Genomic DNA, 22,848 nt, shown 5'->3' with positions numbered 1-22,848 from the left:
CCGGGTCCGCTCAGGCGCGCGGGTGCGCTCGCACCAGGGGCCACCACCAGGCGGTCGCGACGGCGGGGTCGTCCAGCGGCACGGCACGCACCCCGGTCGCCGGTCGATCGCCGTCGGCGGGCAGCAGCAGGCCGTCGTGCACGACGGCGGTGCGCCCGCCGGCGCGCCGCCAGGTGCGGCGGAACCCGAGCACGGGCCGCTGCCCCGGCTCCGCCGCGGGGGGCAGCCGGCCGTCGGGCGCCAGGAGGACCGCGTCCCCGGTCACCACGAGCAGCCCGTGGGTGCCGTGCGGCGCCGGCACGCGCGCGGCGCGCACGACGTCCACGCGGGCGCCCGCGACGACGGCGGTGCCGAGGACCTTCTCCCCGCGCCGCTTGGGGGTGCGCAACCCGGCCGCGCGCACGCGGCGCAGCAGCTCACGGGTGGCGACGGGCTCGGCACCGCGGGCGACGGCCCGCTCGACGAGCTCGGCGGGCACGTCGTAGTGGTCGCCCTCGAAGGCGCCGCGCGGCACGTCGAGGGCGGCGGCGAAGGCGTGCAGCTCCTCCAGCGAGGAGTCGCTGGCCAGGTGCGCCCACCAGCGACCGTGGGCGGGGTAGCGGGGCGGGTCGACGAGCACGCTCACCGCGGGGCCCGCCCCCGGTCCTCGGCCCGGCAGGTGCGTCGCGGTGTCCACCGGCGCCCGGTGCGGGCGGGAGGGGACGCGGCTGTGGACGACCTCGGCACGGGGCTCCTCGTGCCGCCTAGCGTCGGGGTTCCCGGCGGGGAGGGACGGCTCTCCCCCACGCGGCGCGGGTGACCCGCGCGGAGGAGGATCCCATGAGCAGGTTCGAGGTCGACAGCGCGCGCGTGGAGCAGGCGAGCGCCGCCGTGTCCGCTTCCGCGGCCGCCCTGGCGGGTGAGGTGGACGGCATGATGCGCCACCTGCTGGACCTGGAGTCGTGCTGGAAGGGGCAGGCGGCAGCGGGGTTCCAGGCGCTGAGCGCGCAGTGGCGCGGCACGCAGGACCGGGTGCGGGCCTCCCTGGAGGAGATCCAGCGCGCCCTGGCGCAGGCGGGCCGTCAGTACGCGGACGTGGAGGCGGCCAACGCGCGCATGTTCGCCGGCTGACTCGGTTCTGACTCGGTTCGGGACGCGACGCGGGGCCGGNCCGGCCCCGCGTCGTGGATCATCCGGCGGCGGTGATCCTCAGGCGGCGCGGTGCAGGGGCGCCGGGCGCGACGTCGCGCTCGACACGTTCCACCGCATCTCGAGGTGGGGGCGACCCTTCGCGTCGCGCACCGTCACCCACTGAGCCTTCGGGCCGCGGGAAGTCCCCACCTTCTTGGCCTGGATGTCGTTCATGTGGCACCTCCCGTTCATCTTTCGTTCACCTTGACGGTACGCCTCCTATCGGCTGAAAGCCAGCCACGACCGAGTCGAAATCGCGCCACGGATCAGATCGTGACCAGTGCGTTACAGAGAGTCCCCGCAGTGGGGTGGGAGCACGCCCCGGCCGGAACAGCCGCCTAGGGTGGAGCCGTGACGAGCGTGGACCTCGGGTTGCCCGCCGTGCGGCCGCCGGGCCCTCGGTCCGTCGACACCGCCGACGAGCGGTTCCGCAGCGGTCCGCTGCGCGACCGGCACGGGCGGACCGCCCGCGACCTGCGCGTGTCCCTGACGGACCGCTGCAACCTGCGCTGCCACTACTGCATGCCTCCCGAGGGCCTGCCCTGGCTGGAGCGACCGGCGCTGCTGGACGACGCCGAGGTGGTCCGGCTGGTCGGTCTCGCCGTGCGCGAACTGGGCGTGCACGAGGTCCGCTTCACCGGCGGCGAGCCCCTGCTGCGCAAGGGCCTGGAGGACGTCGTCGCCGCCACCTCCGCGCTGCGCACCCCCGCCGGCGAGCGCGTGCGCACCTCCCTGACCACCAACGGCATCGGGCTGGCGCGGCGCGCCGGCGCCCTGGCCGCCGCCGGCCTGGACCGCGTCAACGTCTCGCTCGACACCCTCGACCCCGCGCGCTTCGCCTCCATCACCCGCCGCGACCGCCACGCCGACGTGCTGGCCGGTGCCCGCGCGGCCGCCGACGCCGGCCTGGCCCCCGTCAAGGTCAACGCGGTGCTGCTGCGCGGCACCAACGACGACGAGGCCCCCGCCCTGCTGCGCTGGGCGCTGCGGGAGGGGTACCGGCTGCGCTTCATCGAGCAGATGCCGCTGGACCCGCACGGCACCTGGCAGCGCAGCGACATGGTGACCGCCGACGAGATCCTCACCGCCCTGCAGGCCGAGTTCGAGCTGACCCCCCGCCCCGGCTCCGCCCGCGGCTCCGCCCCCGCCGAGACGTGGGACGTCACCGACGACGACGGGCGCACCGGCGACGTCGGGGTCATCGCCTCGGTCACCCGCCCCTTCTGCGGGGACTGCGACCGCACCCGCCTGACCGCCGACGGGCAGGTGCGCACCTGCCTGTTCTCCACCACCGAGACCGACCTGCGCGACGCGATGCGCGCCGGCGCGGGCGACGACGAGCTCGCCGTGACCTGGCGGGCCGCGATGTGGGGCAAGCTGCCCGGCCACGACATCGACGACCCCGCCTTCCTGCACCCCACCCGTCCCATGAGCTCGATCGGAGGCTGAGCGGTGACCCAGCAGACGACCGGCACCACCGTCGGCGTGCGCTACTTCGCCGGGGCCGCCGCGGCGGCCGGCGTGGAGGAGGAGAGCGTCGCCCTGCCGGCCGGCGCCACCGTCGGCGACCTCGTCGCGGCGGTGGGCACCGCCCGCGGCACCGACCTGACCCGCGTGCTGGCCGCGTGCAGCTTCCTGCTCGACGGCGTGGCCGCCGACCGCGCCGACCTCCTGCCCGCTGGGGCCGTGCTCGACGTGCTGCCCCCCTTCGCCGGCGGCTGAACCGGCCACCACCCGGACGGACGGCTCAGGTCGCGAACGGCGCCGGGTCGAAGGTGCCGTTGCGCTCGCGGAACGCCGTGGCGGTGTCCGGCCACAGCAGCGTCAGCCGCCCGCTGCGCGGGTCCACGTACCAGTTGGAGCAGCCGCCGCGCAGCCACACCGTGTCCGCCGCCGCCTCGTCCAGCCGGCGCGTGTAGCGCCGCTGGGCCTCGGCGGTGACCTCCAGCGGCCCGGGCGTGCCGGCCAGGTGGTCCAGCGCGCCGAGCAGGTAGCCGAGCTGGCTCTCGATGACGTGGACGGCGGAGTTGTGCCCCAGCGTGGCGTTCGGGCCGTCCAGCACGAACATGTTCGGGAAGCCGTGGACCACCGTGGAGGCGTGCGAGACCATCCCCGCCGACCACGCGGCGGCCAGGGTCCCGCGCCGGCCGGTGACGAGCTCGGCGTACGGCTGGGACGTGGTGGCGAACCCCGTCGCCAGCACCAGGGCGTCCAGCTCGGCGCGGGTGCCGTCGGCGGCCACCGCCGTGCGGCCCTCCAGGCGCCGCAGCGCCGAGGGCACCCACCGCACCCCGGGCCGCTGCAGCGCCGGGTAGAAGTCGTCCGAGAGCAGCACCCGCTTGCACCCCACCTCGTAGTCCGGGGTGAGCGCTGCCCGCAGCGCCTGGTCCGGCACCTGCGCGGCCAGGTGCGCCAGCGCGCGCTCGCGCAGCCGCGCCAGCTCCCCCGGTTCACGGTGCCGGGCCGCGATGCCGGTCTCCATCCGCTCGAAGACCTCCTCGCGCAACCGCTGCACCGCGCCCGGGTCGGCGGCGAAGGCGGCCCGCTCGGCCGGGGAGTAGGGCCGGTCCCCGCGCGGCACCACCCAGGGGGCGCTGCGTGCGAACACCGTCAGGTGCCCGGCCCGCCCCGCCAGCTCGGGGACGACCTGCACGGCGCTGGCCCCGGCGCCGACCACGCCGACGCGCGCGCCGTCCCAGCCGGCGTCCTCGCGCCAGCGCGCGGAGTGCACCACCGGCCCGTCGAAGGAGTCGAGCCCCGCCACGTCCGGCGGGCGCGGCTCGGTGAGCCGGCCGGCGGCCAGCACCAGCACCCGGGCGCGGAACCGGCCCGCGCTCGTGCCCACCTCCCAGCGGCCGGCGGTGGTGTCCCAGCGCGCCGAGCGGACCTCCGTGCGCAACCGCACCCGGTCGGCGACCTCGGCGGCCACGCCGCGCAGGTAGGCGTGGATCTCCGCACCGGGCGCGAACACCTGCGACCACGACGGGTTGGGCGCGAAGGAGAACGAGTACAGGTGGGCGGGCACGTCGCACGCCACTCCGGGGTAGGTGTTCTCGCGCCAGGTCCCGCCGACGTCACCGGCGCGCTCGAGGACCACGAAGGACTCCCGGCCCCGCCGCGCCAGGCGCACCGCGGCCCCGATGCCGGCGAACCCGGCACCCACCACGACGACGTCGACCTCCTCGGCGTCCCCACCACCGACGTCCCCGGCACCGGCGGGCCCGGCACCGGCGGGTCCCCGTCCCGCCCGCGCGGCGCTCACGCCGGGGTGGGCCGCGCGTCCGCCACCTCGCCGTAGCGGGTGGTGCGGCGGCGCACGCCCCGCCCCAGCGCGGCAGCGGTGCGCTCCACGTCGGTGCGGGTCCTCGTCAGCCCCTGCTCCTGCCCGGCGGCGGGGTCCAGCTCGCCGTCGACGAGGAGCCCACCGAGGTCGTCCGCTCCCCCGGCCAGCAGCTGCCGCACCAGCGCCTCGTCCAGCTTCGGCCACGGCGCCTGCACGTGGTCGATCCGCCCCGCCAGCAGCAGCCGCGCCACCGCGGTGACGGCCCGCACCTCCCGCGCGTCCGGGCCGGGCCGGCAGCCCGCCGGCAGCGCCGCGCCCGGCGGCGGGACGAACGGCATGGGGATGAACTCGGTGAAACCGCCGGTGCGCTCGGCGATCGAGGCCAGCAGCCGCAGGTGCGCCACCTGCTGGGCGGGGCTCTCCACGTGCCCGTGGACCATCGTGGCCGTCGACGTCAGGCCCACCTCGTGGGCGGTGGTGACCAGCTCCACCCACCGGGCCACGGGCAGGTCGGGGCCCCCGGCCAGGCGCTCGCGCACGCCGTCGTCGAGGATCCGCGCGGCGGTGCCCGGCACCGAGCCCAGGCCCGCCTCGCGCGCGGCCTCGAGGAACTCTCGCGGGCTGCTGCCGCGGCGGGCGGCGGCGTCGGCGACCTCGGGCGGCCGGAAGGCGTGCAGGTGGATCCCCGGGGCGCCGGCGGCGACGTCGCGCACGAGGTCCAGGTAGCCGTCGGCGGGCGCGCCGGGCGGCAGCGGGCCCTGCGCGCACACCTCGGTGGCGCCCAGGCGCTGCGCCTCGGCGGCCAGCTCGCGCACCCGCGCGCGGGCCGCCGGGGTGCCGGCACCCACCCGCTCGACGTCGAGGTTGCGGTTGACGACGTAGGTGACCTCGTCCCCGGCCCGCCGGGCGCGCAGCGCGTCGGCGGTGGCGCACAGCTCCGCCAGGGCGCCGCCGTCGGCGCCCAGCAGAGCCTCGGCCTGCGCGTCGCTCAGCCGGTCGGGGTCGGAGGCCGCGGTGCGCAGCGCGGCGCGGAGGTCGGCGGGGGGCACGGCGCGAGGCTAACCCGCCGGGGGCCGGCGGCACCCCCTGCGGGTGGGGGGCGGCGGGTCGGGGACGGCGGGTCAGGGGCAGTCGACCCACTCGGAGGTGCCGTCGCTGAACCGCTGGTGCTTCCACACCGGCAACTGGGCCTTCACCTCGTCGACCAGCCGGGCGCAGGCGGCGAACGCCTCGGCGCGGTGCGCGGCGGAGACCGCCACGGCCAGCGCGACCTCCCCGATCGCCAGGTCGCCGAGGCGGTGGCTGACGGCCACCGCGTCCACGTCCGAACCCCCGGCCACCTCCGCGACGACCCGGGCCAGCACGTCGCCGGCGCCGGGGTGGCCCACGTAGCGCAGGTCGCCCACGCCGCGGCCGCCGTCGTGGTCGCGCACGACCCCGGCGAACGTCACGACGGCGCCGGCGGCGGGCACCTCGACGAGGGCGGCGTGCTCGGCGACGTCCAGGACGTCCTCGGTGACCACGGCCCGCGCCACCCGCCGGGCGGGCGCGTCGAGCCGGGAGGTGTCGGGTGCGGTCGCCACGGGGCCAGCGTAGGCGCGGGGCCGCGGGCGCGGCGCACCGCGCCGTGGGGGAGACTCGCCGCGTGGTGGACTCCGGGACCTGGCGGGTCGTCGTGCCCGTCAAGGGCGGCGGCGACGCCAAGACGCGGCTGGCCCTGCCGCCGGGACCGCGCCTGGCCCTGGCGACGGCGATGGCCCTGGACTGCGTGGACGCCGCGCTGCGCTGCGCCGCGGTCGGGCGGGTGCTGTGCGTCAGCGACGACGAGGCGGTGCGGGCGGCGGCCGGCGAGCTGGGGGCACGGGCCGTGCCCGCGGGGGGTCCGGGCCTGGCCCGCGCCGTGGACGCCGGGCTGGCGGCCCTGCCGACCGGTCCCACCGCCGTGCTCGTCGCCGACCTGCCCGCCCTTCGCCCGGAGGACCTCGGTGCCGCCCTGGCCGAGGCCGAGCACCACCGCGGCCCGGTGCTGGTGGCCGACGCCGACGGCGACGGCAGCGTCCTCGTCGCTCGCCGCGACGGGCCGCCGCCGCACCGCTTCGGCCCCGGCTCGGCCGCCGCCCACCGCGCCGCCGGGGCGCGGGAGCTGACGGCCCCCCTGCCGGGCCTGCGCCGCGACGTCGACACCCTGGACGCGCTGCGCCGGGCCGCCGCCCTGGGCGTGGGGCCGCGCACGGCCGCCGCCCTGGGCCGGACCGCGCTCAGCGCGTCCTGCACCCCGTGAACGACCTTCCCCGGCCCCCGAAGACGCGGAGGACCCCGTGACCAGCACCTCGTTGCCCGCCCCGCGCCGGCGCGCGGCGCCGCCCTGCCCCGAGCCGGAGCCGGGGCGCGTGCGCGCCGCCCTGGCCGCCGCCCGCGCCGGGGAGCTGGACCGCGCGTCCGCCGAGGCGCTGCTGCACGCGCGCGGCACGGACCTGGCCGCCCTGTGCGAGCTGGCGGCGCCCGTGCGGGACGCGGCGATGGAGCGCGCCGGCCGTCCCGGGGTGGTCACCTACTCGCGCAAGGTGTTCGTGCCGGTGACGCGGCTGTGCCGCGACCGCTGCCACTACTGCACGTTCGCCACGGTCCCGGGGCGGTTGCCGGCGGCATACCTGGAGGCGGAGGAGGTGCTGGCGATCGCCCGCTCCGGCGCCGCCGCCGGGTGCAAGGAGGCCCTGTTCACCCTGGGCGACGCCCCCGAGGACCGCTGGGCGGCGGCGCGCCGCTGGCTGGACGAGCGGGGTTTCACCACCACGCTGGAGTACGTGCAGCACCTGGCGCGGCGGGTGCTGGACGAGACGGGCCTGCTGCCGCACCTGAACCCCGGGGTCATGACGTTCGAGGCGCTGCGCTCCTCGCGAGCGGTGGCGCCCTCGATGGGGATGATGCTGGAGACCACCGCGACGCGGCTGTGGAGCGAACCGGGCCAGGTGCACTACGGCTCCCCCGACAAGGACCCCGCGCTGCGCCTGCGCGTGCTGCACGACGCCGGCCGGGCGCGGGTGCCGTTCACCACGGGGATCCTCGTCGGGATCGGCGAGACCCCGGCGGAGCGGGTCGACTCGCTGCTGGCGATCCGCGACGTCGCCGCCGAGCACGACGGCGTGCAGGAGGTGATCGTGCAGAACTTCCGCGCCAAGGACGACACCGCGATGCGCGGCGCCGACGACCTGGGCCACGAGGAGTACCTGGCGGCGATCGCGGTGGCGCGGTTGCTCCTGGGGCCGGGGGTGTCGCTGCAGGCGCCGCCGAACCTGTCGGACCCCGGTCAGCGCGAGCAGCTGCTGGCCGCGGGCGTGGACGACTGGGGCGGGGTCTCCCCGCTGACACCGGACCACGTGAACCCCGAACGGCCCTGGCCGCAGCTGGACGACCTGGCGGCCACCACGCGCGGTGCGGGGTTCCGCCTGGCGGAGCGCCTGACGGCGCACCCGCGGTTCGTGCTCGACGCCCTGGGTGGCGGCGCCGCGTGGATCGACCCGGGTCTGCACGCACCGCTGGCGGCGCTGGCCGACCCCGCCACGGGGCTGGCCGTGGAGTCCGCCCGGCCGGTGGGGGCGGGGGTGGCCCGGTGAGCGCGGAACCCGCTCCCCCCTCCGACGCGGAGGTGCGCATGGCCCGGTTCGCGGCCCGTGAGCTGGGCCGGGACGTGGCGCCGGAGTTCTCCGAGTTCTCCGACAGCACCGGCCGGCGCTGGCTGGACGTGCTGACGGTGCGCGACGTCCCGCGCCCGGGGCACGTGTCGGTCTCCACGCTGTCGATGCACCGCTGGGTGAACCTCGTCGGTTCCGGCGCCGACCGCCACGACGAGCGGGTGGAGCTGGTGACGGTGCTGACCGGGGTGGACGCCGCCGACGCCGCCGCGCTGCTGGTCGCCTCGGCGTTCACCGCGGTCGCCGAGGCGTGGCCGGTGCAGGCGGGCACCGTGTTCCCCGGCGTCGCCGGGGAGCTGTTCGGCACGCCCGCCGAGCACCTGCTGCTCACCGCACCGGGGCTGTTCCCCCGGCTTGCGCGCTACCGGCTCGACGAGGCGGTGCAGGTGCGCTGGCTGCAGGCGGTGCCGATCCACGAGGCCGAGCGCGCGTTCCTGGACGAGCGGGGCCTGGAGGCGCTGGAGGACCGGTTCGCCGCGGCGGAGATCGCCGTCGCCGACCCGGCCCGCCCGCCCGTCGGACTCGGCTGAGGCCGGGCCGGGGTCTCAGCCGGTCAGCCCGATCCGGTCGGTGAACGCGTTGGCGAACGTGCCGTCCGGGTCGCGGCGGGCGACGAGCGCGCGGGCGTCGGCGAAGCGCGGGTAGAGCCCGGCCAGCGCGTCGGCACCGGCCGCGAACAGCTTGCCCCAGTGCGGGCGCGCACCCAGCGGCAGCAGCGCCTCCTCGATGCGGACCAGGGCCGCGATGACCTCGGGCTGGCGCTGCTTGAAGGTGAAGTGGAACGCCACCGCGTCGCGCTCGAACGTCGAGGACAGCCACAGGTCGTCGGCGGCCACGGTGCGCACCTCGCACATGTGCAGCAGCGGGGCGATCGACGGCCCCAGGCCGCGCAGCGCCTCGATCGCGGCGAGGGCGCGGGTGCGCTCCACGAAGTACTCCGCCTGCAGCTCCTCGCCGTTGCTGGGCTGGAAGCTGAACCGGAAGTGCGGCAGGCGCTCGTGCCAGGGACCGGGCACGCCGAGCTGCTCGGTGGCGTTGCGCACGTCCACCTCCGGCAGCGGGTGCAGGGGCTCGCTCGCGGGCCGCGCCCCGAACAGCTCCGCGGGCGCTGCGGCGGAGTCCGCCAGGCGCGTCTTCAGCCACACCTGGGCGGTGTCCTCGCCCACCCAGGTGGTGTAGACGCTGACGCTGTACGCCGCGGAGGTGACGGCGTCGAAGTTCTCCGTGAACGCGGCGAACGACAACCCGGAGTACACGTCCTGGCGCACCTCGTACGTGGGCACCACGTCCAGCTCGAGGGCGGTGACGACGCCGAGCGCACCGACGGCCACGACGCTGCCGGCGAACTCCTCCTCGCCGCGCTCGACGCGGCGCAGCCCGCCGTCGGCACCGACGAGCTCCAGCGCCCGCACGTCGGCGGCGAGGTTCTGCGTGCGGTCGCCGGAGCCGTGGGTGGCGGTGGCCACCGCGCCGGCGACGCTGATGTGCGGCAGGGACGCCATGGTGCGCAACGCCCAGCCGGCCTCGTGCAGCCGCTGGGCGAGCACGCCGTAGCTGGTGCCGGCCCCGACGCGCACCACCGCACGGTCACCGTCGACGTCCACGCCGGCCGGCAGGTCCCTCAGGGTCACCAGGTCGCCCGGGGAGTCGGCGACGTCGTTGAAGCAGTGCCGGGTGCCCAGGGCCCGCAGGCGCCGTGAACCGGCGACGAGTTCCCGGAGCTGCTCCACGCTGCGCGGCCGGTGCAGGCGGGCGGCGGCGTAGCGGTGGTTCCCCGCCCAGTTCAGGCCGGGTACGAGGGTGCGGGCGGACGACGTCGTCGGGCTGGTCACCCGCGCACGGTAATCGATGCACGGGCGGTGCCGGCCGGGAACGCCGCGAGGGCGGCCCCCCTGGTGGAGGACCGCCCTCGCGGGTGGTGCTGGTGGTGCGGCTGGACTCAGAAGTCCATGCCGCCCATGCCGCCGTCGGCGCCGGCAGCGGCCGGGGCCGCCTTCTCCGGCTTGTCGGCGATGACGGCCTCGGTGGTCAGGAACAGACCCGCGATGGACGCGGCGTTCTGCAGCGCGGAGCGCGTGACCTTGACCGGGTCGTTGATGCCCGCCTCGAGCAGGTCCACGTACTCGCCGGTGGCGGCGTTCAGGCCGTGACCGGTGGGCAGGTTGCGGACCTTCTCCGCCACGACGCCGCCCTCGAGGCCGGCGTTGATGGCGATCTGCTTCAGCGGGGCCTCGACGGCGACCTTGACGATGTTCGCGCCGGTCGCCTCGTCCCCGGTGAGGTCGAGCTTCTCGAAGGCCAGCACGCCGGCCTGGATGAGGGCCACGCCACCACCGGCGACGATGCCCTCCTCGACGGCCGCCTTCGCGTTGCGCACGGCGTCCTCGATGCGGTGCTTGCGCTCCTTGAGCTCGACCTCGGTCGCCGCGCCGGCCTTGATGACGGCCACGCCGCCGGCCAGCTTGGCGAGGCGCTCCTGGAGCTTCTCGCGGTCGTAGTCGGAGTCGCTGCGCTCGATCTCGGCGCGGATCTGGCCCACGCGGCCGGCGATGGCGTCGGCGTCGCCCGCACCCTCGACGATGGTGGTCTCGTCCTTGGTGACGACGACCTTGCGGGCGCGGCCCAGCAGGTCGAGGTCGGCGGTGTCGAGCTTGAGCCCGACCTCCTCGGAGATGACCTGGCCACCGGTGAGGATGGCGATGTCGCCCAGCATGGCCTTGCGGCGGTCGCCGAAGCCGGGGGCCTTGACGGCGACCGACTTGAAGGTGCCGCGGATCTTGTTCACGACCAGGGTCGCCAGGGCCTCGCCCTCGACGTCCTCGGCGATGATCACCAGCGGCTTGCCGGACTGCATGACCTTCTCCAGCAGCGGGAGCAGGTCCTTCACCGTGGAGATCTTGGAGTTGAGGATGAGGACGTACGGGTCCTCGAGCTCGGTCTCCTGACGCTCCGCGTCGGTGACGAAGTACGGGGAGATGTAGCCCTTGTCGAAGCGCATGCCCTCGGTGAGCTCGAGCTCCAGGCCGAAGGTCTGGCTCTCCTCGACGGTGATGACGCCTTCCTTGCCCACCTTGTCGAGGGCCTCGGCGATGAGCTCGCCGATGGAGGCGTCACCGGCGGAGATGCCGGCGGTCGCGGCGATCTGCTCCTTGGTGGTGACCTCCTTGGCGGCGCCGAGCAGCTGCTCGGTCACGGCCTCGACGGCCTTCTCGATGCCGCGCTTGAGGCCCATCGGGTTCGCACCGGCGGCCACGTTGCGCAGACCCTCGCGCACCAGCGCCTGGGCGAGGACGGTCGCGGTCGTCGTGCCGTCACCGGCGACGTCGTCCGTCTTCTTCGCGACCTCCTTGACCAGCTCGGCGCCGATCTTCTCGTAGGGGTCCTCGAGCTCGATCTCCTTGGCGATGCTCACACCGTCGTTGGTGATCGTGGGGGCGCCCCACTTCTTCTCCAGGACGACGTTGCGGCCCTTGGGGCCGAGCGTCACCTTGACAGCGTCGGCGAGCTGGTTCATCCCGCGCTCGAGACCGCGACGGGCCTCTTCGTCGAAGGCGATGATCTTGCTCATGCCTGGTGTTCCTCCCAGAAGACGGGCGGTGGGTGGCCGGAGCGGTGCCCGCGACGGACGACCGGCGACGACGGGGTCACGTCCCCCGCGCGACCGGCCTCACCGGTCCGGCCCGGAGCTTTCGCTCCCGGGTCGAGGTGCTGCTGGTGCTGTCACTCTCGACTCGAGAGTGCCAGCGCCAATGTTGGCACTCTCCCCCTCCGAGTGCAAACCCCCGCGCTCCGTTCCCGCGGAGGCGTCGGCGGGAACGCTCCGTGGTTGAAGGCTCACCCGTCCGGCGTCTGGTGGCCTTGGCGAACCGCTGCGACCCTGGTCACGACCACCCGGCCCCATCCCCGGGGACGACCTGAGGAGAGACGTGTCCGAGCTGCCGCTGCGGATCCAGGCGCTCAAGACGCGCCGCACCGACGACCTGTCGGGCGAGTACCTGCTGGACCCCACCCACAGCCGCATCGGCTTCGTCACCCGCCACGCGATGGTCACCAAGGTGCGCGGGCAGTTCACCCGCTTCGAGGGACGCGCCCACCTCGACTTCGCCCGGCCGGAGGCCTCGGGCGCGGAGGTCCTCATCGAGGTCGCGAGCATCGACACCCGGGAACCGCACCGCGACGAGCACCTGCGCACCAACGACTTCTTCGACGCCCCCGCGCACCCGAGCATCGGCTTCCGCTCCACGCACGTGCAACCGCTGGGCGGCGCCGACTACCGCGTCACCGGGGACCTGACGATCAAGAGCACGACGCGGCCGGTCTCCGTGGACTTCGAGTACACCGGCGCGGCGAGGGACCCCTTCGGCACGACGCGCCTCGGCTTCGAGGGCTCGACGAAGATCGACCGCCGCGACTGGGGCGTGGTCTGGAACGCGCCGCTGGAGACCGGCGGGGTGCTCCTGTCGGAGACCGTCCTGCTGGAGTTCGAGGTGTCCGCGGTGCCGGCGCCGGAGGGCTCAGAGGCCGTGGACGTTCTCGGCCTGCGGGCCCTTCTGCCCCTGCCCGATCTCGAACTCGACGCGCTGCCCCTCCTCGAGGGAGCGGTAGCCGTCGGCGGCGATCGACGAGTAGTGCACGAAGACGTCGGCGCCGCCGTCGTCGACGGTGATGAAGCCGTACCCCTTCTCGGCGTTGAACCACTTCACGGTGCCCTGAGCCATTGCCTTCTCCTGGGTGGTGCAGCGAGCGGGACGCCCCCGGCATCGTCCGGGGACGGGTCTCACGCTGCCCGCGGCGGTGAGGCCGTGGGCGACGCCCGACGTGCCGGCCCCGGAGAGGACGTGCTCATCGAACTGATCGACCGCTGCTCAGGGTAGTGGGCGGGGGGGCCGTTGGGGCAGGGTTCACCCACGCTGATCAGCGTGACGCGCGAGGCGGCTCAGAGCAGCCCGCTCACCCCGCTCAGCAGCCCGTCGAGCAGCCGGCGCACCGCCACCACGGCCCCGCCCACCACCACCGCGGCCACCAGCACCCAGGCCAGCACCACCAGCACCAGCCCGGCCGGCCCGCGGCGGGTGCGGTGCGCGCCCCTGCGCGCCGCCAGCTGCCGCGGCCGGCGCTGCCCCCCGCGGCTCAGGGCTGCACGCCCAGGCGGCGCGCGGAACGCGCGCGCTGGCGGCTGGAACGCATCCGGCGCAACCGCTTGACCAGCATGGGGTCGTGCTCCAGCGCCTCGGGGGTGTCGATGAGGGCGTTGAGCACCTGGTAGTAGCGCGTGGGCGTCAGGTCGAACAGCTCGCGCACCGCCTGCTCCTTGGCGCCGGCGTACTTCCACCAGCGCCGCTCGAACGCGAGGACCTCGGCGTCGCGGCGGCTGAGCCCGTTCGCCCGCCCGGCGCCCTCCTCGCGCGCCGCCGCGCCGACCTGCACCTGCGACCCGTCCACGACCTGCCCCTCTCTCACGACGCCGCCCACTGTAGGAGGAGCCTCCGACACCGGCCCCTCGCGGCGCGCGGGGCCCGGCACCGCGCGCTAGCGTCCGGCGGGTGCCCGAGGAGCCAGCCGCGACCGAGTCCGCCGACGCCCCCCTCCCGGACCCCGCCGGCCTGGGGATCGACGACCTCGAGGCCGGCTGGGCGCGCGCGCTGGCACCGGTGCGCCCGCAGCTGTCGGCCCTCTCGCAGCGCCTGGCCGCCGAACCCGGCCCCTGGCTGCCGAGCCCGGGGAACGTGCTGCGCGCCTTCCGGCAGCCCTTCGCCGACGTGCGGGTGCTGCTCGTCGGGCAGGACCCCTACCCCACCCCCGGTCACCCGATCGGCCTGTCGTTCGCCGTGGAGCCGCACGTGCGGCCCCTGCCGCGCAGCCTCGTGAACGTCTACCGCGAGCTGCGCGAGGACACCGGCGTGCAGCCGCCCGAGCACGGCGACCTGTCGGCGTGGACCCGCTCGGGGGTGCTGCTGCTGAACCGCGCGCTGACCGTGCGGGCCGGGGACGCCGGTTCGCACCGGCGCCTGGGCTGGCAGGCGGTCACCGACGCCGCGGTGCGCGCCCTCGCCGAGCGCGGTGGGCCGCTGGTGGCGCTGCTGTGGGGCCGCGACGCGCAGTCGGTGACGCCCCTGCTGGGCGACGTGCCCGTCGTGGCGGGCGTGCACCCCAGCCCGCTGTCGGCCAGGCGCGGGTTCTTCGGCTCGCGCCCCTTCAGCCGCGTCGACGCCCTGCTGCGCGAGGCCGGCGGCGAGGGCATCGACTGGCGGCTGGACCCGTAGCCGGACCCGCGACCGGACCCGCTGCGCCCCGGTGGCCGGCCAGGGCACCGGGCACGGCACGATGCCGACCATGACCGCCACCGGCACCGTCACCCGCTCCCCCTTCGGCCGCACCCGCCGCGGCGAGCCCGTGGAGCGCTGGGAGCTGCGCCTGCCCTCCGGGGCGAGCGCGCACGTCCTGACCCGGGGTGCGGCGCTGCACCGCGTCGTGGTGCCCGACACCACCGGGACGCTCGGCGACGTCGTGGTGGCCCTGCCGGACGTCGCCTCCTACGAGGCCGCCGAGGGCTACCCCGGCGCGGTCGTGGGCCGCGTCGCCAACCGGATCGGCGACGGGCGCTTCACCGTCGACGGCGTCGAGCACCGGGTGCCGGTCAACGACGGCCCGAACGCCCTGCACGGCGGCGCGGAGGGCTTCGACCAGCGCGTGTGGGCGGCGGAGGAGGTCACCGGCGGCGAGGGACCGGCGGTGCGGCTGGCGCTGGTCAGCCCCGACGGCGACATGGGCTTCCCCGGCGAGCTGACGGCGCAGGTCACCTACACCCTGACGGAGGGCGACGGCGAGGTGCGGCTGCGCCTGGACTACCGGGCCACGACGACCGCGCCGACGCCCGTGAACCTCACCAACCACGCCTACGTCAACCTCGACGGCCCCGGCACCGTGGAGGAGCACGTGCTGCGCCTGGCCGCGTCCCGGTACGTGCCGGTGGACGAGCGGCTGATCCCCACCGGTGAGCTGCGGGAGGTGGACGGCACGCCGTTCGACTTCCGCTCCCCCACCCGCCTCGGCGAGCGGCTGCGCGAGCCCGACGAGCAGCTGCTGCGCGCGCTCGGCTACGACCACTGCCTGGTGCTGGACGGGGCGGGCACCGGCGAGCGCGTCGTGGCCGAGCTGACCGGGCCGCGCAGCGGCCGGCGACTGCGGGTGCGCACCGACGCGCCGGGCGTGCAGCTGTACACGGGCAACTTCCTCGACGGCGCGTGGCGCACCCGCGAGGGCCGCCAGGTGCGGCAGGGCGACGCGCTGTGCCTGGAGACGCAGCTGCTGCCGGACGCGGTCAACCGGCCGGGGTTCACCGGCGGCGGGCTGGGCGAGGCGGTGCTGCGGCCCGGCGCGGAGCTCACCACCACCACGACGTTCGCCTTCGGCGCCTGAGCCCGTCGCGCCCGGCCCGGCGGGGCCGGGCGCGACGGGGCAGGGCGCGGAGCGCTCAGGCGCGGCGGACGGTGACCGTCGGCGGCACCTGCAGCGTCTGGGCGATGACGCAGTAGCGCTCGGCGAGGGAGACCATCTTCGCCTCGGTGGCCTCGTCGGCGTCGGAGGTGAAGTCGAAGGTGATGGTCACGTCGGTGATCCCGACGGGCACCGAGCGGTCCACCCCGAGGGTGCCGCGGGCGTCCCACGTGGCCTCGGCGGTCACGCTGGCGCCGCGCAGCTGCACGCCCATCGCGGTGGCCACGCTGCGCAGCGTCACGCCGGCGCAGGCCGCCACCGCCTCGCAGAGCATGTCGGCGGAGCACGCCTCGGTGCCGTCGCCGCCGGCGGCCGGGTGCAGCCCGGCGCGGGTGGTGCCGGCGAAGCCGTCGACGGAGACGCCGATGGACTGCCCGTCCAGCACGGCCACGGCCCGCGCGGGCACGGCCGCGGCGGCGGGGTCCTCGCGGTACCTGTCCTTCAGCGGCTTCTGCAGGGCCCTCAGCTCGGTCGCGTCCACCGGGGCACCTTAGGCCCCCGCGCGACGGCGGCGGCAACCCGCACGGCGCTCCCCCGCGCCGCCCCGGCGGTGCGTGCACCGGCGGGGCGGGGAGACTGGCCCGGTGAAGTGGGCGACGGCGGTGCGGACCGTGGAGCAGGTGGCCGAGCGCTGCGGGCACGTCGCGGCCCAGCCGCCGGGCATCGTGCGGCTGCGGGTGACGGAGGCGTGGCTGTGGGGACCGCTGCTGGGACCGGCGGCCGACGAGGTGCCCGACGCCGGCGGGGTGGGCGCGGCGCTGGTGTGCGACGCGACCGCCGAGGACTGCGCGTGGGGCACCGCACCGCCGGGCGCTGGGCAGTGGCTGGCCGCCTCCGGCCTGGCCAAGCGGCCGGTGCGGCTGGTCTTCCGCCCCGCGGGGCAGCCGGTGTGGAACCACGCCGTCGTGCGGCCGGTGCGGTTCTGGAGCCTGGACGAGGGGCCTGACGAGGCCGTGGTGGCGGCCGTGCGCGCCGGGGAGGGTGGGGCCCTGCGCCCGCCGGCCCCCGCGCCGGTCGAGCTGGCGCAGCGGCTGGAGCAGGAGCTGGCCGCGAGCCTGGCCGCGGTGCGCCGCACCAGCGCCGACCACGACGCGCACCGCTGGTCCCCGGGCTCGCCGCTGGCGCGCGCCGACGCCCTGGCCGACGCGGTGCGCGGCCACCTGGAACTGCTGGACGCGTCGGCGGCCGCGGCGCGCGGGTGAGGGACGCCCGGGGCGCTCAGGGGCAGACGACCTGCCACACGTCCGGCAGCATCTCGAAGCGCTCGTGCTGCTGCGGGTCGCTGACCTCGCCGTCGGAGTTGAGCCGGAAGGTGCCCTCCACCGCCGTGATCTCCACGACCTTCCCGGCGCTGGTGACGACGTCCTGGCGCTCCACGTGCACGCCGCGGCGCAGCCCGGCGGCGAAGCCGATGCGGGCCAGCGGCCCGGTGGAGGCGGAGACCACGACGTCGGCGACGCCGTCGTGGGGGTCGGCCCCCGGCACCAGCGGGGCACCGCCGCCGATGGTGCCGCCGATGCCGATGCCGACGACGAGCACGGGCCGGTCCCCGGGGGTGACGACCTCGCCGTCGACCTCCACGCGCAGCCGGAAGCCGCGCCCGGCGCTGAAGCCCGCCCACACGGCCCCGACCGGGTAGGCGCCGGCCCCCAGGTGCCGCTTGAGGCGGCGGGCCTTCTCCGTGGCGGAGGCGCCGATGCCGGCGTGCACGGTGTTGACGGTGATGCGCTCGCTGCCGTCGACGAGCAGCTCCAGGCCGCGCGGGCGGCCGTGCAGGGCCACCCGGGCGGCGGCCACCGGGTCCAGCGGCAGGTGCAGGGAGCGGGCGAGGTCGTTGCCGGTGCCGAGGGGCACCACGCCGAGGGGGCCGACCTCGCGGGTGGCGCCGGCGTCCCACAGCAGCTGCAGGGCGGCGTGCAGGCTGCCGTCGCCGCCGAACAGGACGAGCCGGCGGCCCTGCGCGCTCAGCAGGGCGTCGCGCAGGTCGTCGAGGTCGCGGGTGGGTCGCAGCTCGACGTCGGCGTCCCTGCCCATCTCCCCGACGGCCGCCTCGACCGCGGGTGCGCACGCGGTCCCCGCGGTGGCGTTGACGACGGCGAGGACCCCACCGGGCTGCTCCAGCTGCTGCTCTCCCACGGCGGGTGCAACGCGGGGCGGGTACCCGGCGTGCCCGGTGGGCTCCCGCTCACGGGGTGTTCACAGCACGCGCGCCCCGCACGGTCGGCTGGGGGCGGCGCGGGGGACCAGCCGGTCCAGCAGCCGCTCGAGGGCGGGGACGTCGGCGACCACGTCGGCCTCGTTGTCGAGGAAGGCCAGCGGTCGCGGCAGGGCGGGCTCGGTGCCGCGCAGGACGTGGTGGTGCAGGCCGGCGACCGCAGCCAGCTTGTGGAACGTGGGGTACGTCAGCCCCCCCGGCGTGATCTCGACCAGGTGGGAGCCGGGCGCGCAGTGGACGGCGTTGGTGAGGCCGGCGCCGTGGACGCCGACGACGACGCGGGCGGCCGAGAACAGCGCCACCTCGTCGGCGAGGTGCGCCTCGTCGAGGTCCACCACGGTGAAACCGCGCTCGCGCACCAGGCGCAGCACCTCCTCGCGGTTGAGCAGCCGCCGCCGGCCGGTGTCCGGCCGGTCGACGAACAGCAGCTCGGGGCCGTCCGCGCGCTGCAGCGACCGCGCCCGCTCGCGCACGTCGCGCACGACCCAGCGCGGGACGTCGTAGCCCGCCGACGGCACGGAGCTGACGAGCAGCCGCTCGGTGGTGAAGCGGCTCTCGACGCCGGAGACCTCGATGCGGGCGGCGCGCGGGACGCCCAGGTGGTCGAGCCACTCCCCGAGGTAGCCGCGGTCGAGCCGCGGGACGAGCCAGTGGTCGATCCCCGAGAGGTCGGTCGCGGCGGCGAGCATGCTCACGCGCGGCACCCCCTGCACCGTCCAGTGGTAGTAGTTGCGCACCCAGGGCGCCAGGAGGGAGGCGGTGGTGCCCGTCAGGTGCACGGCGGGGCCGGTCGGGCGCACGTGCGCGGCCATGCGCGTGGCGGAGTGCTCCCGCTCCTGCCACAGGTCCGCGACGAGGCGCCCGGAGGCGAAGACCCACCCGAAGCCGCTGACGACGGTGGCGCCGGTGAGGTCGAGGACGACCTGCTCGGCGACGTGGCCGGTGTGCGTCGCCCGCCACTGCCGCCACACGGGGCCCGGCACGTCCGCGGGGCGGTGCAGGGGCGCCACGGTGGCGCGGTGCAGGACGAGCCGCCGGGCGACCCCCTCGGCGGCGAGCTCGGCGGTGGTCGTCGACGGGTGCCTGACGCGCCGGCCGCTGGCGTGCTGCCACCGCTCGCGCACCCGGTCCCGCACGTGGTGGCCTGCCACCCGCCTCAGGAGGTACGGCCACCCGGTGTTCCCCGCTCGCACCGCGCCATGGTGTCCGTTCAACCAGCTCAAGGCCAGTCCCCGCCCGCTCCCCGGTCCCGGACGGCTTCCGGAAGGGTGCCCGGACCTTCCGGGAACGGTCCCGGCGTTGCGCGAGCGCGGCGGCAGCCGCCCCCACTACCGTGACCGTCCTCACGACCCGGGGAACGGTCCCCGGGAGGACGAGGAGGTTCTGGTGAGCACGACGGACCACGGATCGAGCGGCCCGCCGCCCGGTGCGGGCGAGGGCCGCACCCCCTACGAGGAAGCGCTCGACTCCCCCGAGTTCCAGGCGCTGCGGCGGAGGTTCCGCCGCTTCGTCCTGCCCCTGTCGGCGTTCTTCCTGGTGTGGTACGCGACGTACGTCCTGCTGGCGGGCTACGCGCCCGGCTTCATGAGCACCCGGGTGGGCGACAGCAACATCACGATCGGCCTGCTGTTCGGCCTGGGGCAGTTCGTCTCCACGTTCGTCATCACCACCGCGTACGTGCGGTGGGCGAACAGGCACTTCGACCCGGCCGCCGAGGAGCTGCGCCACCGCGTCGAGGGGGGCGCCCGGTGACCACCTCCCTCACCACCGCGCTGCCCACCGCCAGCGCCGCGAGCACCGACATCGGCAACCCCGCGGTCAACATCGCCATCTTCGTGGCCTTCGTCGCCGTGACCCTGACCGTGGTGCTGCGGGCCAGCCGCAACAACCGCACCGCCGCGGACTTCTACGCCGGCGGCCGCTCGTTCACCGGTGGCCAGAACGGCGTCGCCATCGCCGGGGACTACCTGTCGGCGGCCAGCTTCCTGGGCATCGCCGGGGCCATCGCCCTGTACGGCTACGACGGCTTCCTGTACTCCATCGGGTTCCTCGTGGCGTGGCTGGTGGCCCTGCTGCTCGTGGCCGAGCTGCTGCGCAACACCGGCCGCTTCACGATGGCCGACGTCCTCAGCTTCCGGCTGCGCGAGCGGCCGGTGCGCACGGCCGCGGCCATCTCGACCCTGGCGGTGTCGTTCTTCTACCTGCTGGCGCAGATGGCCGGCGCCGGTGGCCTGGTGGCGCTGCTGCTGGGCATCGACTCGCGCGCCGGGCAGAACCTCGTCATCGCCGTCGTCGGCGCCCTGATGATCCTCTACGTCCTCATCGGCGGCATGAAGGGCACCACCTGGGTGCAGATCATCAAGGCGTGCCTGCTGGTGGCGGGTGCGGCCGTGATGACCGTCTGGGTGCTGGCCCGCTACGGGTTCAACCTGTCCGACCTGCTCGGGGCGGCGGTCTCGGCCCCCGGCTCAGCCGGCGAGACGCTGCTGGGGCCCGGCGCGCAGTACGGCGGCAGCGAGATCTCCAAGCTGAACTTCCTGTCGCTGTCGCTGGCGCTGGTCCTGGGCACCGCGGGCCTGCCGCACGTGCTGATGCGCTTCTACACGGTGCCCAGCTCGCAGGAGGCCCGCAAGAGCGTCGTGTGGGCGATCTGGATCATCGGGATCTTCTACCTGTTCACCCTGGTCATCGGCTACGGCGCCGGCGCCCTCGTCGGGCCGGACGTCATCCGGGCGGCACCGGGCCGGGCGAACTCCGCGGCCCCGCTGCTGGCCTACGAGCTGGGCGGGACGATCCTGCTGGGCGTCATCGCCGCGGTCGCGTTCGCCACCATCCTCGCGGTCGTCGCGGGCCTGGCGATCACCGCCAGCGCCTCCTTCGCCCACGACATCTACGCCAGCGTCCTGAAGAAGGGCGACGTCTCCCCCGAGCGCGAGGTCCGCGTGGCCCGCGCGACGGTCGTCGTCATCGGCGCCGTGGCCATCGTCGGCGGCATCTTCGCCAACGGGCAGAACGTGGCGTTCCTGGTGGCGCTGGCGTTCGCGGTGGCGGCCAGCGCGAACCTGCCGACCATCCTGTACTCGCTGTTCTGGCGGCGCTTCACCACCCGCGGCGCACTGTGGAGCACCTACGGCGGGCTGATCTCCTGCCTGGTGCTCATCGCGTTCTCCCCCGTCGTCTCCGGCAAGGTGGACGAGAACGGCGTGAGCCTGTCCATGATCCGCGACACGGGCGTGGACTTCTCCTGGTTCCCCCTGGAGAACCCCGGCCTGGTGACCATCCCGCTGGCGTTCTTCCTCGGCTGGCTCGGCTCGGTCACCGGCCGCGAGAGCGGCAACGAGAAGCGCGCCGCCGAGATGGAGGTGCGTTCCCTGACGGGCGCGGGCGCGGAGAAGGCCGTGCAGCACTGATCGCCGCCACCCGGCAGCGACGAGCCGNCCAGCGGGTCACGGCTCGTCGTGCGCCGGGGTGCGCCGGGGTCCGCCGCGGTCCCGCCCTCGGCGGGCGAGCGGCGCGGAGCCGTCAGCGCGCACGGTGCTCGCGGCGGCGGCGCGCCAGGTCCGCCAGCGCCGCCCGGGCCGCGTGGTACCCGCACATGCCGTGCACGCCACCACCGGGCGGCGTGGCCGCCGAGCACAGGAACACGCCGTCGAGCGGGGTGGCGTAGGGGTTCGCGGACACGACGGGCCGGAACACCTGCTGGCGGATCGTGAGCGCCCCGCCGCCGACGTCCCCACCCACGAGGTTGGCGTTGCCGGCCTCCAGGCCGGCCGGCGGCGTGGCGACCCGGTGCAGGACGCGGTCGCGGAAGCCCGGCGCGAACCGCTCGATCTGCGCGTCGACCCGCTCGGCGGTCGAGGCGTCGTCCGAGGAGTTCGGGGTGTGCGCGTAGGCCCACACGACGCGCTGCCCGTCCGGTGCGCGGCCGGGGTCGGCGACGTCCTGCTGGGCGAGCAGCACGAAGGGGCGGTCGGGGTGCCGCCCGCGCACCACGGCGTCCTCGGCCGCGGCGATCTCGGCCGCCGTCCCGCCCAGGTGCACCGTCACCGCCCCGGCGAGGCGTTCGTCCCGCCAGGGGACGGGACCGTCCAGGAGGTAGTCGACCTTGTGGGCGGCCGGGCCGTAGCGCCAGCGCCGCAGGGCGCTCGCGTACGCCGGGGGCAGCGCGTCACCTGCCACGGCCAGCAACTGCCGCGGCGTGAGGTCCAGCAGGGTCACGTCCGCCTCCCCCGCCACCGCGAGGTCGCCCAGGTCCCGGACGGGGTGCCCGGTCAGGACCCGCCCGCCGTGGTGCTCCAGCTCCGCGGCGAGGGCGCGGGTCACGGCGCCGGCGCCGCCTGCCGGGACGGGCCAGCCGGTGGCGTGGCCCGCGGCCCCGAACAGCACCCCGAACGCCGCGGTGAGGGGGTGGTGCTGCGGCTGCAGCGCGTGCGCGGCGAGCCCGGCGAACAGCGCCCGGGTCGGCTCCCCGCGGAAGACGGCGCGGGAGAAGGCGCTCGCGGGCCACGCCGCGCGCAGACCGAACGACGCCAGCGCCAGCGGCGAGGACGGCACGCGCAGCAGCGGGCCGAGCAGGTCCGGCACGAGGGCCTCCCAGCGCCGCACCGGTCCCGCGAACACCGCCCGCCAGGCCGCGGCGTCGCGCCCCAGCCCGGCCGCGGTCCCCTCCAGGTCACCGGTGAGCAGCGCGGCGGGTCCGTCGTCGAGGGGGTGCCCGAGCACCACCGGCCCGTGGCGCCAGCGCAGGCCGTGCCGCTCCAGCGGCAGCGCGGTGAACAGCGGGCTGGCCACGCCGAAGGGGTGCACCGCGGAGCCGACGTCGGTGACCACGCCGGCCCCGAGCAAGTCGGTGCTGGCGGCGCCACCGCCGATCCCGCCGCGGGCTTCGAGGACGGTCACCTCCAGGCCGGCCCGGGCGAGCACGACCGCGGCCGACAGCCCGTTGGGCCCGGCTCCCACCACCGTGGCGCGGCCGATCACCGCACCGCCGC

22 protein-coding genes and 3 pseudogenes are annotated in these 22,848 nt (G+C 76.2%); 12 read left to right on the top strand and 13 right to left on the bottom strand.

Annotated features, from left to right (window positions below):
- Nucleotides 1-10: 10 nt before the first annotated feature.
- Nucleotides 11-676 (bottom strand): DUF4031 domain-containing protein, encoded by a 666-nt coding sequence (locus tag MN205_RS15695; protein WP_242128932.1) that lies wholly within the window; start codon nt 674-676, stop codon nt 11-13.
- A 143-nt stretch (nt 677-819) separates the two neighbouring features.
- Between MN205_RS15695 and MN205_RS15690 the strand changes: the two genes are divergently transcribed.
- On the top strand, nt 820-1,110 hold the full coding sequence (locus tag MN205_RS15690; RefSeq protein WP_242128930.1) for a WXG100 family type VII secretion target: 291 nt from the start codon (nt 820-822) through the stop codon (nt 1,108-1,110).
- Nucleotides 1,111-1,188: 78 nt separating this feature from the next.
- Here the strand turns inward: MN205_RS15690 and MN205_RS15685 are convergent, their stop codons facing one another.
- Nucleotides 1,189-1,344 carry a hypothetical protein gene (locus MN205_RS15685; RefSeq protein ID WP_242128928.1) on the bottom strand — a complete coding sequence of 52 codons (156 nt, stop codon included), beginning with the start codon at nt 1,342-1,344 and terminating at the stop codon, nt 1,189-1,191.
- A gap of 207 nt (nt 1,345-1,551) precedes the next feature.
- On the opposite strand from MN205_RS15685, the gene moaA reads away from it, so the two are divergent.
- The gene (gene moaA, locus MN205_RS15680) at nt 1,552-2,619 is read left to right on the top strand and encodes a GTP 3',8-cyclase MoaA (RefSeq protein WP_374115956.1); all 1,068 of its coding nucleotides are present in this window, start codon (nt 1,552-1,554) and stop codon (nt 2,617-2,619) included.
- A 3-nt stretch (nt 2,620-2,622) separates the two neighbouring features.
- A complete protein-coding gene (locus MN205_RS15675; protein ID WP_242128924.1) occupies nt 2,623-2,892 on the top strand; it encodes a MoaD/ThiS family protein in 270 nt (89 codons plus the stop codon).
- Between the two features lie 25 nt (nt 2,893-2,917).
- Here MN205_RS15675 and MN205_RS15670 read toward each other — a convergent pair whose 3' ends face one another.
- The 3 genes and pseudogenes from MN205_RS15670 to MN205_RS15660 form a co-directional block, all read right to left on the bottom strand.
- Nucleotides 2,918-4,336 (bottom strand): flavin-containing monooxygenase, encoded by a 1,419-nt coding sequence (locus MN205_RS15670; protein WP_374115955.1) that lies wholly within the window; start codon nt 4,334-4,336, stop codon nt 2,918-2,920.
- Between the two features lie 92 nt (nt 4,337-4,428).
- On the bottom strand, nt 4,429-5,502 hold the full coding sequence (locus tag MN205_RS15665) for an FO synthase (protein WP_242128920.1): 1,074 nt from the start codon (nt 5,500-5,502) through the stop codon (nt 4,429-4,431).
- Nucleotides 5,503-5,574: 72 nt separating this feature from the next.
- A pseudogene (locus tag MN205_RS15660) lies at nt 5,575-6,075 on the bottom strand (molybdenum cofactor biosynthesis protein MoaE); the annotation flags it as partial.
- A 23-nt stretch (nt 6,076-6,098) separates the two neighbouring features.
- Between MN205_RS15660 and cofC the strand changes: the two are divergent.
- The 3 genes and pseudogenes from cofC (at nt 6,099) to MN205_RS15645 (ending at nt 8,675) form a co-directional block, all read left to right on the top strand.
- Nucleotides 6,099-6,734, top strand: a complete 636-nt coding sequence (cofC, locus tag MN205_RS15655; RefSeq protein WP_242128916.1) for a 2-phospho-L-lactate guanylyltransferase — start codon at nt 6,099-6,101, stop codon at nt 6,732-6,734.
- Nucleotides 6,735-6,786: 52 nt separating this feature from the next.
- A pseudogene (gene cofG / locus MN205_RS15650) lies at nt 6,787-8,049 on the top strand (7,8-didemethyl-8-hydroxy-5-deazariboflavin synthase CofG); the annotation flags it as partial.
- Nucleotides 8,050-8,063: 14 nt separating this feature from the next.
- On the top strand, nt 8,064-8,675 hold the full coding sequence (locus tag MN205_RS15645) for a suppressor of fused domain protein (protein ID WP_242128913.1): 612 nt from the start codon (nt 8,064-8,066) through the stop codon (nt 8,673-8,675).
- Nucleotides 8,676-8,690: 15 nt separating this feature from the next.
- Here MN205_RS15645 and MN205_RS15640 read toward each other — a convergent pair whose 3' ends face one another.
- Nucleotides 8,691-9,977, bottom strand: coding sequence for a D-arabinono-1,4-lactone oxidase (locus MN205_RS15640; RefSeq protein WP_242128911.1), 1,287 nt, complete (start codon nt 9,975-9,977; stop codon nt 8,691-8,693).
- Nucleotides 9,978-10,084: 107 nt separating this feature from the next.
- The gene (groL, locus tag MN205_RS15635; RefSeq protein ID WP_242128909.1) at nt 10,085-11,713 is read right to left on the bottom strand and encodes a chaperonin GroEL; all 1,629 of its coding nucleotides are present in this window, start codon (nt 11,711-11,713) and stop codon (nt 10,085-10,087) included.
- Between the two features lie 358 nt (nt 11,714-12,071).
- On the opposite strand from groL, the pseudogene MN205_RS15630 reads away from it, so the two are divergent.
- A pseudogene (locus MN205_RS15630) lies at nt 12,072-12,629 on the top strand (YceI family protein); the annotation flags it as partial.
- 30 nt (nt 12,630-12,659) lie between these two features.
- Here MN205_RS15630 and MN205_RS15625 read toward each other — a convergent pair.
- On the bottom strand, nt 12,660-12,863 hold the full coding sequence (locus tag MN205_RS15625; RefSeq protein WP_242129490.1) for a cold-shock protein: 204 nt from the start codon (nt 12,861-12,863) through the stop codon (nt 12,660-12,662).
- 412 nt (nt 12,864-13,275) lie between these two features.
- Nucleotides 13,276-13,572: a DUF3263 domain-containing protein gene (locus MN205_RS15620; protein ID WP_374115954.1), complete on the bottom strand. Its 297-nt coding sequence runs from the start codon at nt 13,570-13,572 to the stop codon at nt 13,276-13,278.
- A 116-nt stretch (nt 13,573-13,688) separates the two neighbouring features.
- On the opposite strand from MN205_RS15620, the gene MN205_RS15615 reads away from it, so the two are divergent.
- Nucleotides 13,689-14,408, top strand: a complete 720-nt coding sequence (locus MN205_RS15615; protein WP_242128905.1) for a uracil-DNA glycosylase — start codon at nt 13,689-13,691, stop codon at nt 14,406-14,408.
- A gap of 70 nt (nt 14,409-14,478) precedes the next feature.
- Nucleotides 14,479-15,564 carry an aldose epimerase family protein gene (locus MN205_RS15610; RefSeq protein ID WP_242128902.1) on the top strand — a complete coding sequence of 362 codons (1,086 nt, stop codon included), beginning with the start codon at nt 14,479-14,481 and terminating at the stop codon, nt 15,562-15,564.
- Between the two features lie 55 nt (nt 15,565-15,619).
- Here MN205_RS15610 and MN205_RS15605 read toward each other — a convergent pair whose 3' ends face one another.
- Entirely contained in the window at nt 15,620-16,123 is a 504-nt protein-coding gene (locus MN205_RS15605; protein ID WP_242128900.1) for an OsmC family protein, read from the bottom strand.
- A 103-nt stretch (nt 16,124-16,226) separates the two neighbouring features.
- Here MN205_RS15605 and MN205_RS15600 point away from each other — a divergent pair, with 103 nt between their 5' ends.
- Entirely contained in the window at nt 16,227-16,844 is a 618-nt protein-coding gene (locus tag MN205_RS15600) for a hypothetical protein (protein ID WP_242128898.1), read from the top strand.
- Between the two features lie 16 nt (nt 16,845-16,860).
- On the opposite strand, the gene MN205_RS15595 is transcribed toward MN205_RS15600, so the two are convergent.
- Both MN205_RS15595 and MN205_RS15590 read right to left on the bottom strand, forming a co-directional pair.
- Nucleotides 16,861-17,778 (bottom strand): diacylglycerol kinase family protein, encoded by a 918-nt coding sequence (locus MN205_RS15595; protein WP_242128896.1) that lies wholly within the window; start codon nt 17,776-17,778, stop codon nt 16,861-16,863.
- Between the two features lie 60 nt (nt 17,779-17,838).
- Nucleotides 17,839-19,008, bottom strand: coding sequence for a DUF563 domain-containing protein (locus MN205_RS15590; RefSeq protein ID WP_242128894.1), 1,170 nt, complete (start codon nt 19,006-19,008; stop codon nt 17,839-17,841).
- A 235-nt stretch (nt 19,009-19,243) separates the two neighbouring features.
- On the opposite strand from MN205_RS15590, the gene MN205_RS22015 reads away from it, so the two are divergent.
- Nucleotides 19,244-19,609, top strand: coding sequence for a DUF485 domain-containing protein (locus MN205_RS22015; RefSeq protein ID WP_242128892.1), 366 nt, complete (start codon nt 19,244-19,246; stop codon nt 19,607-19,609).
- On the top strand, nt 19,606-21,267 hold the full coding sequence (locus MN205_RS15580) for a cation acetate symporter (protein WP_242128890.1): 1,662 nt from the start codon (nt 19,606-19,608) through the stop codon (nt 21,265-21,267). The genes MN205_RS22015 and MN205_RS15580 overlap by 4 nt, the downstream gene beginning before the upstream one ends.
- 112 nt (nt 21,268-21,379) lie before the next feature.
- On the opposite strand, the gene MN205_RS15575 is transcribed toward MN205_RS15580, so the two are convergent.
- Nucleotides 21,380-22,837: a phytoene desaturase family protein gene (locus MN205_RS15575; RefSeq protein WP_374115953.1), complete on the bottom strand. Its 1,458-nt coding sequence runs from the start codon at nt 22,835-22,837 to the stop codon at nt 21,380-21,382.
- Nucleotides 22,838-22,848: the final 11 nt, after the last annotated feature.

Origin of the sequence: Kineococcus sp. TRM81007 (assembly GCF_022669155.1) — a bacterium.
Lineage (GTDB): Bacteria > Actinomycetota > Actinomycetes > Actinomycetales > Kineococcaceae > Kineococcus.
Note: the sequence above shows the minus strand (reverse complement) of the source record. Positions and strands in the feature narration are given on the sequence as shown.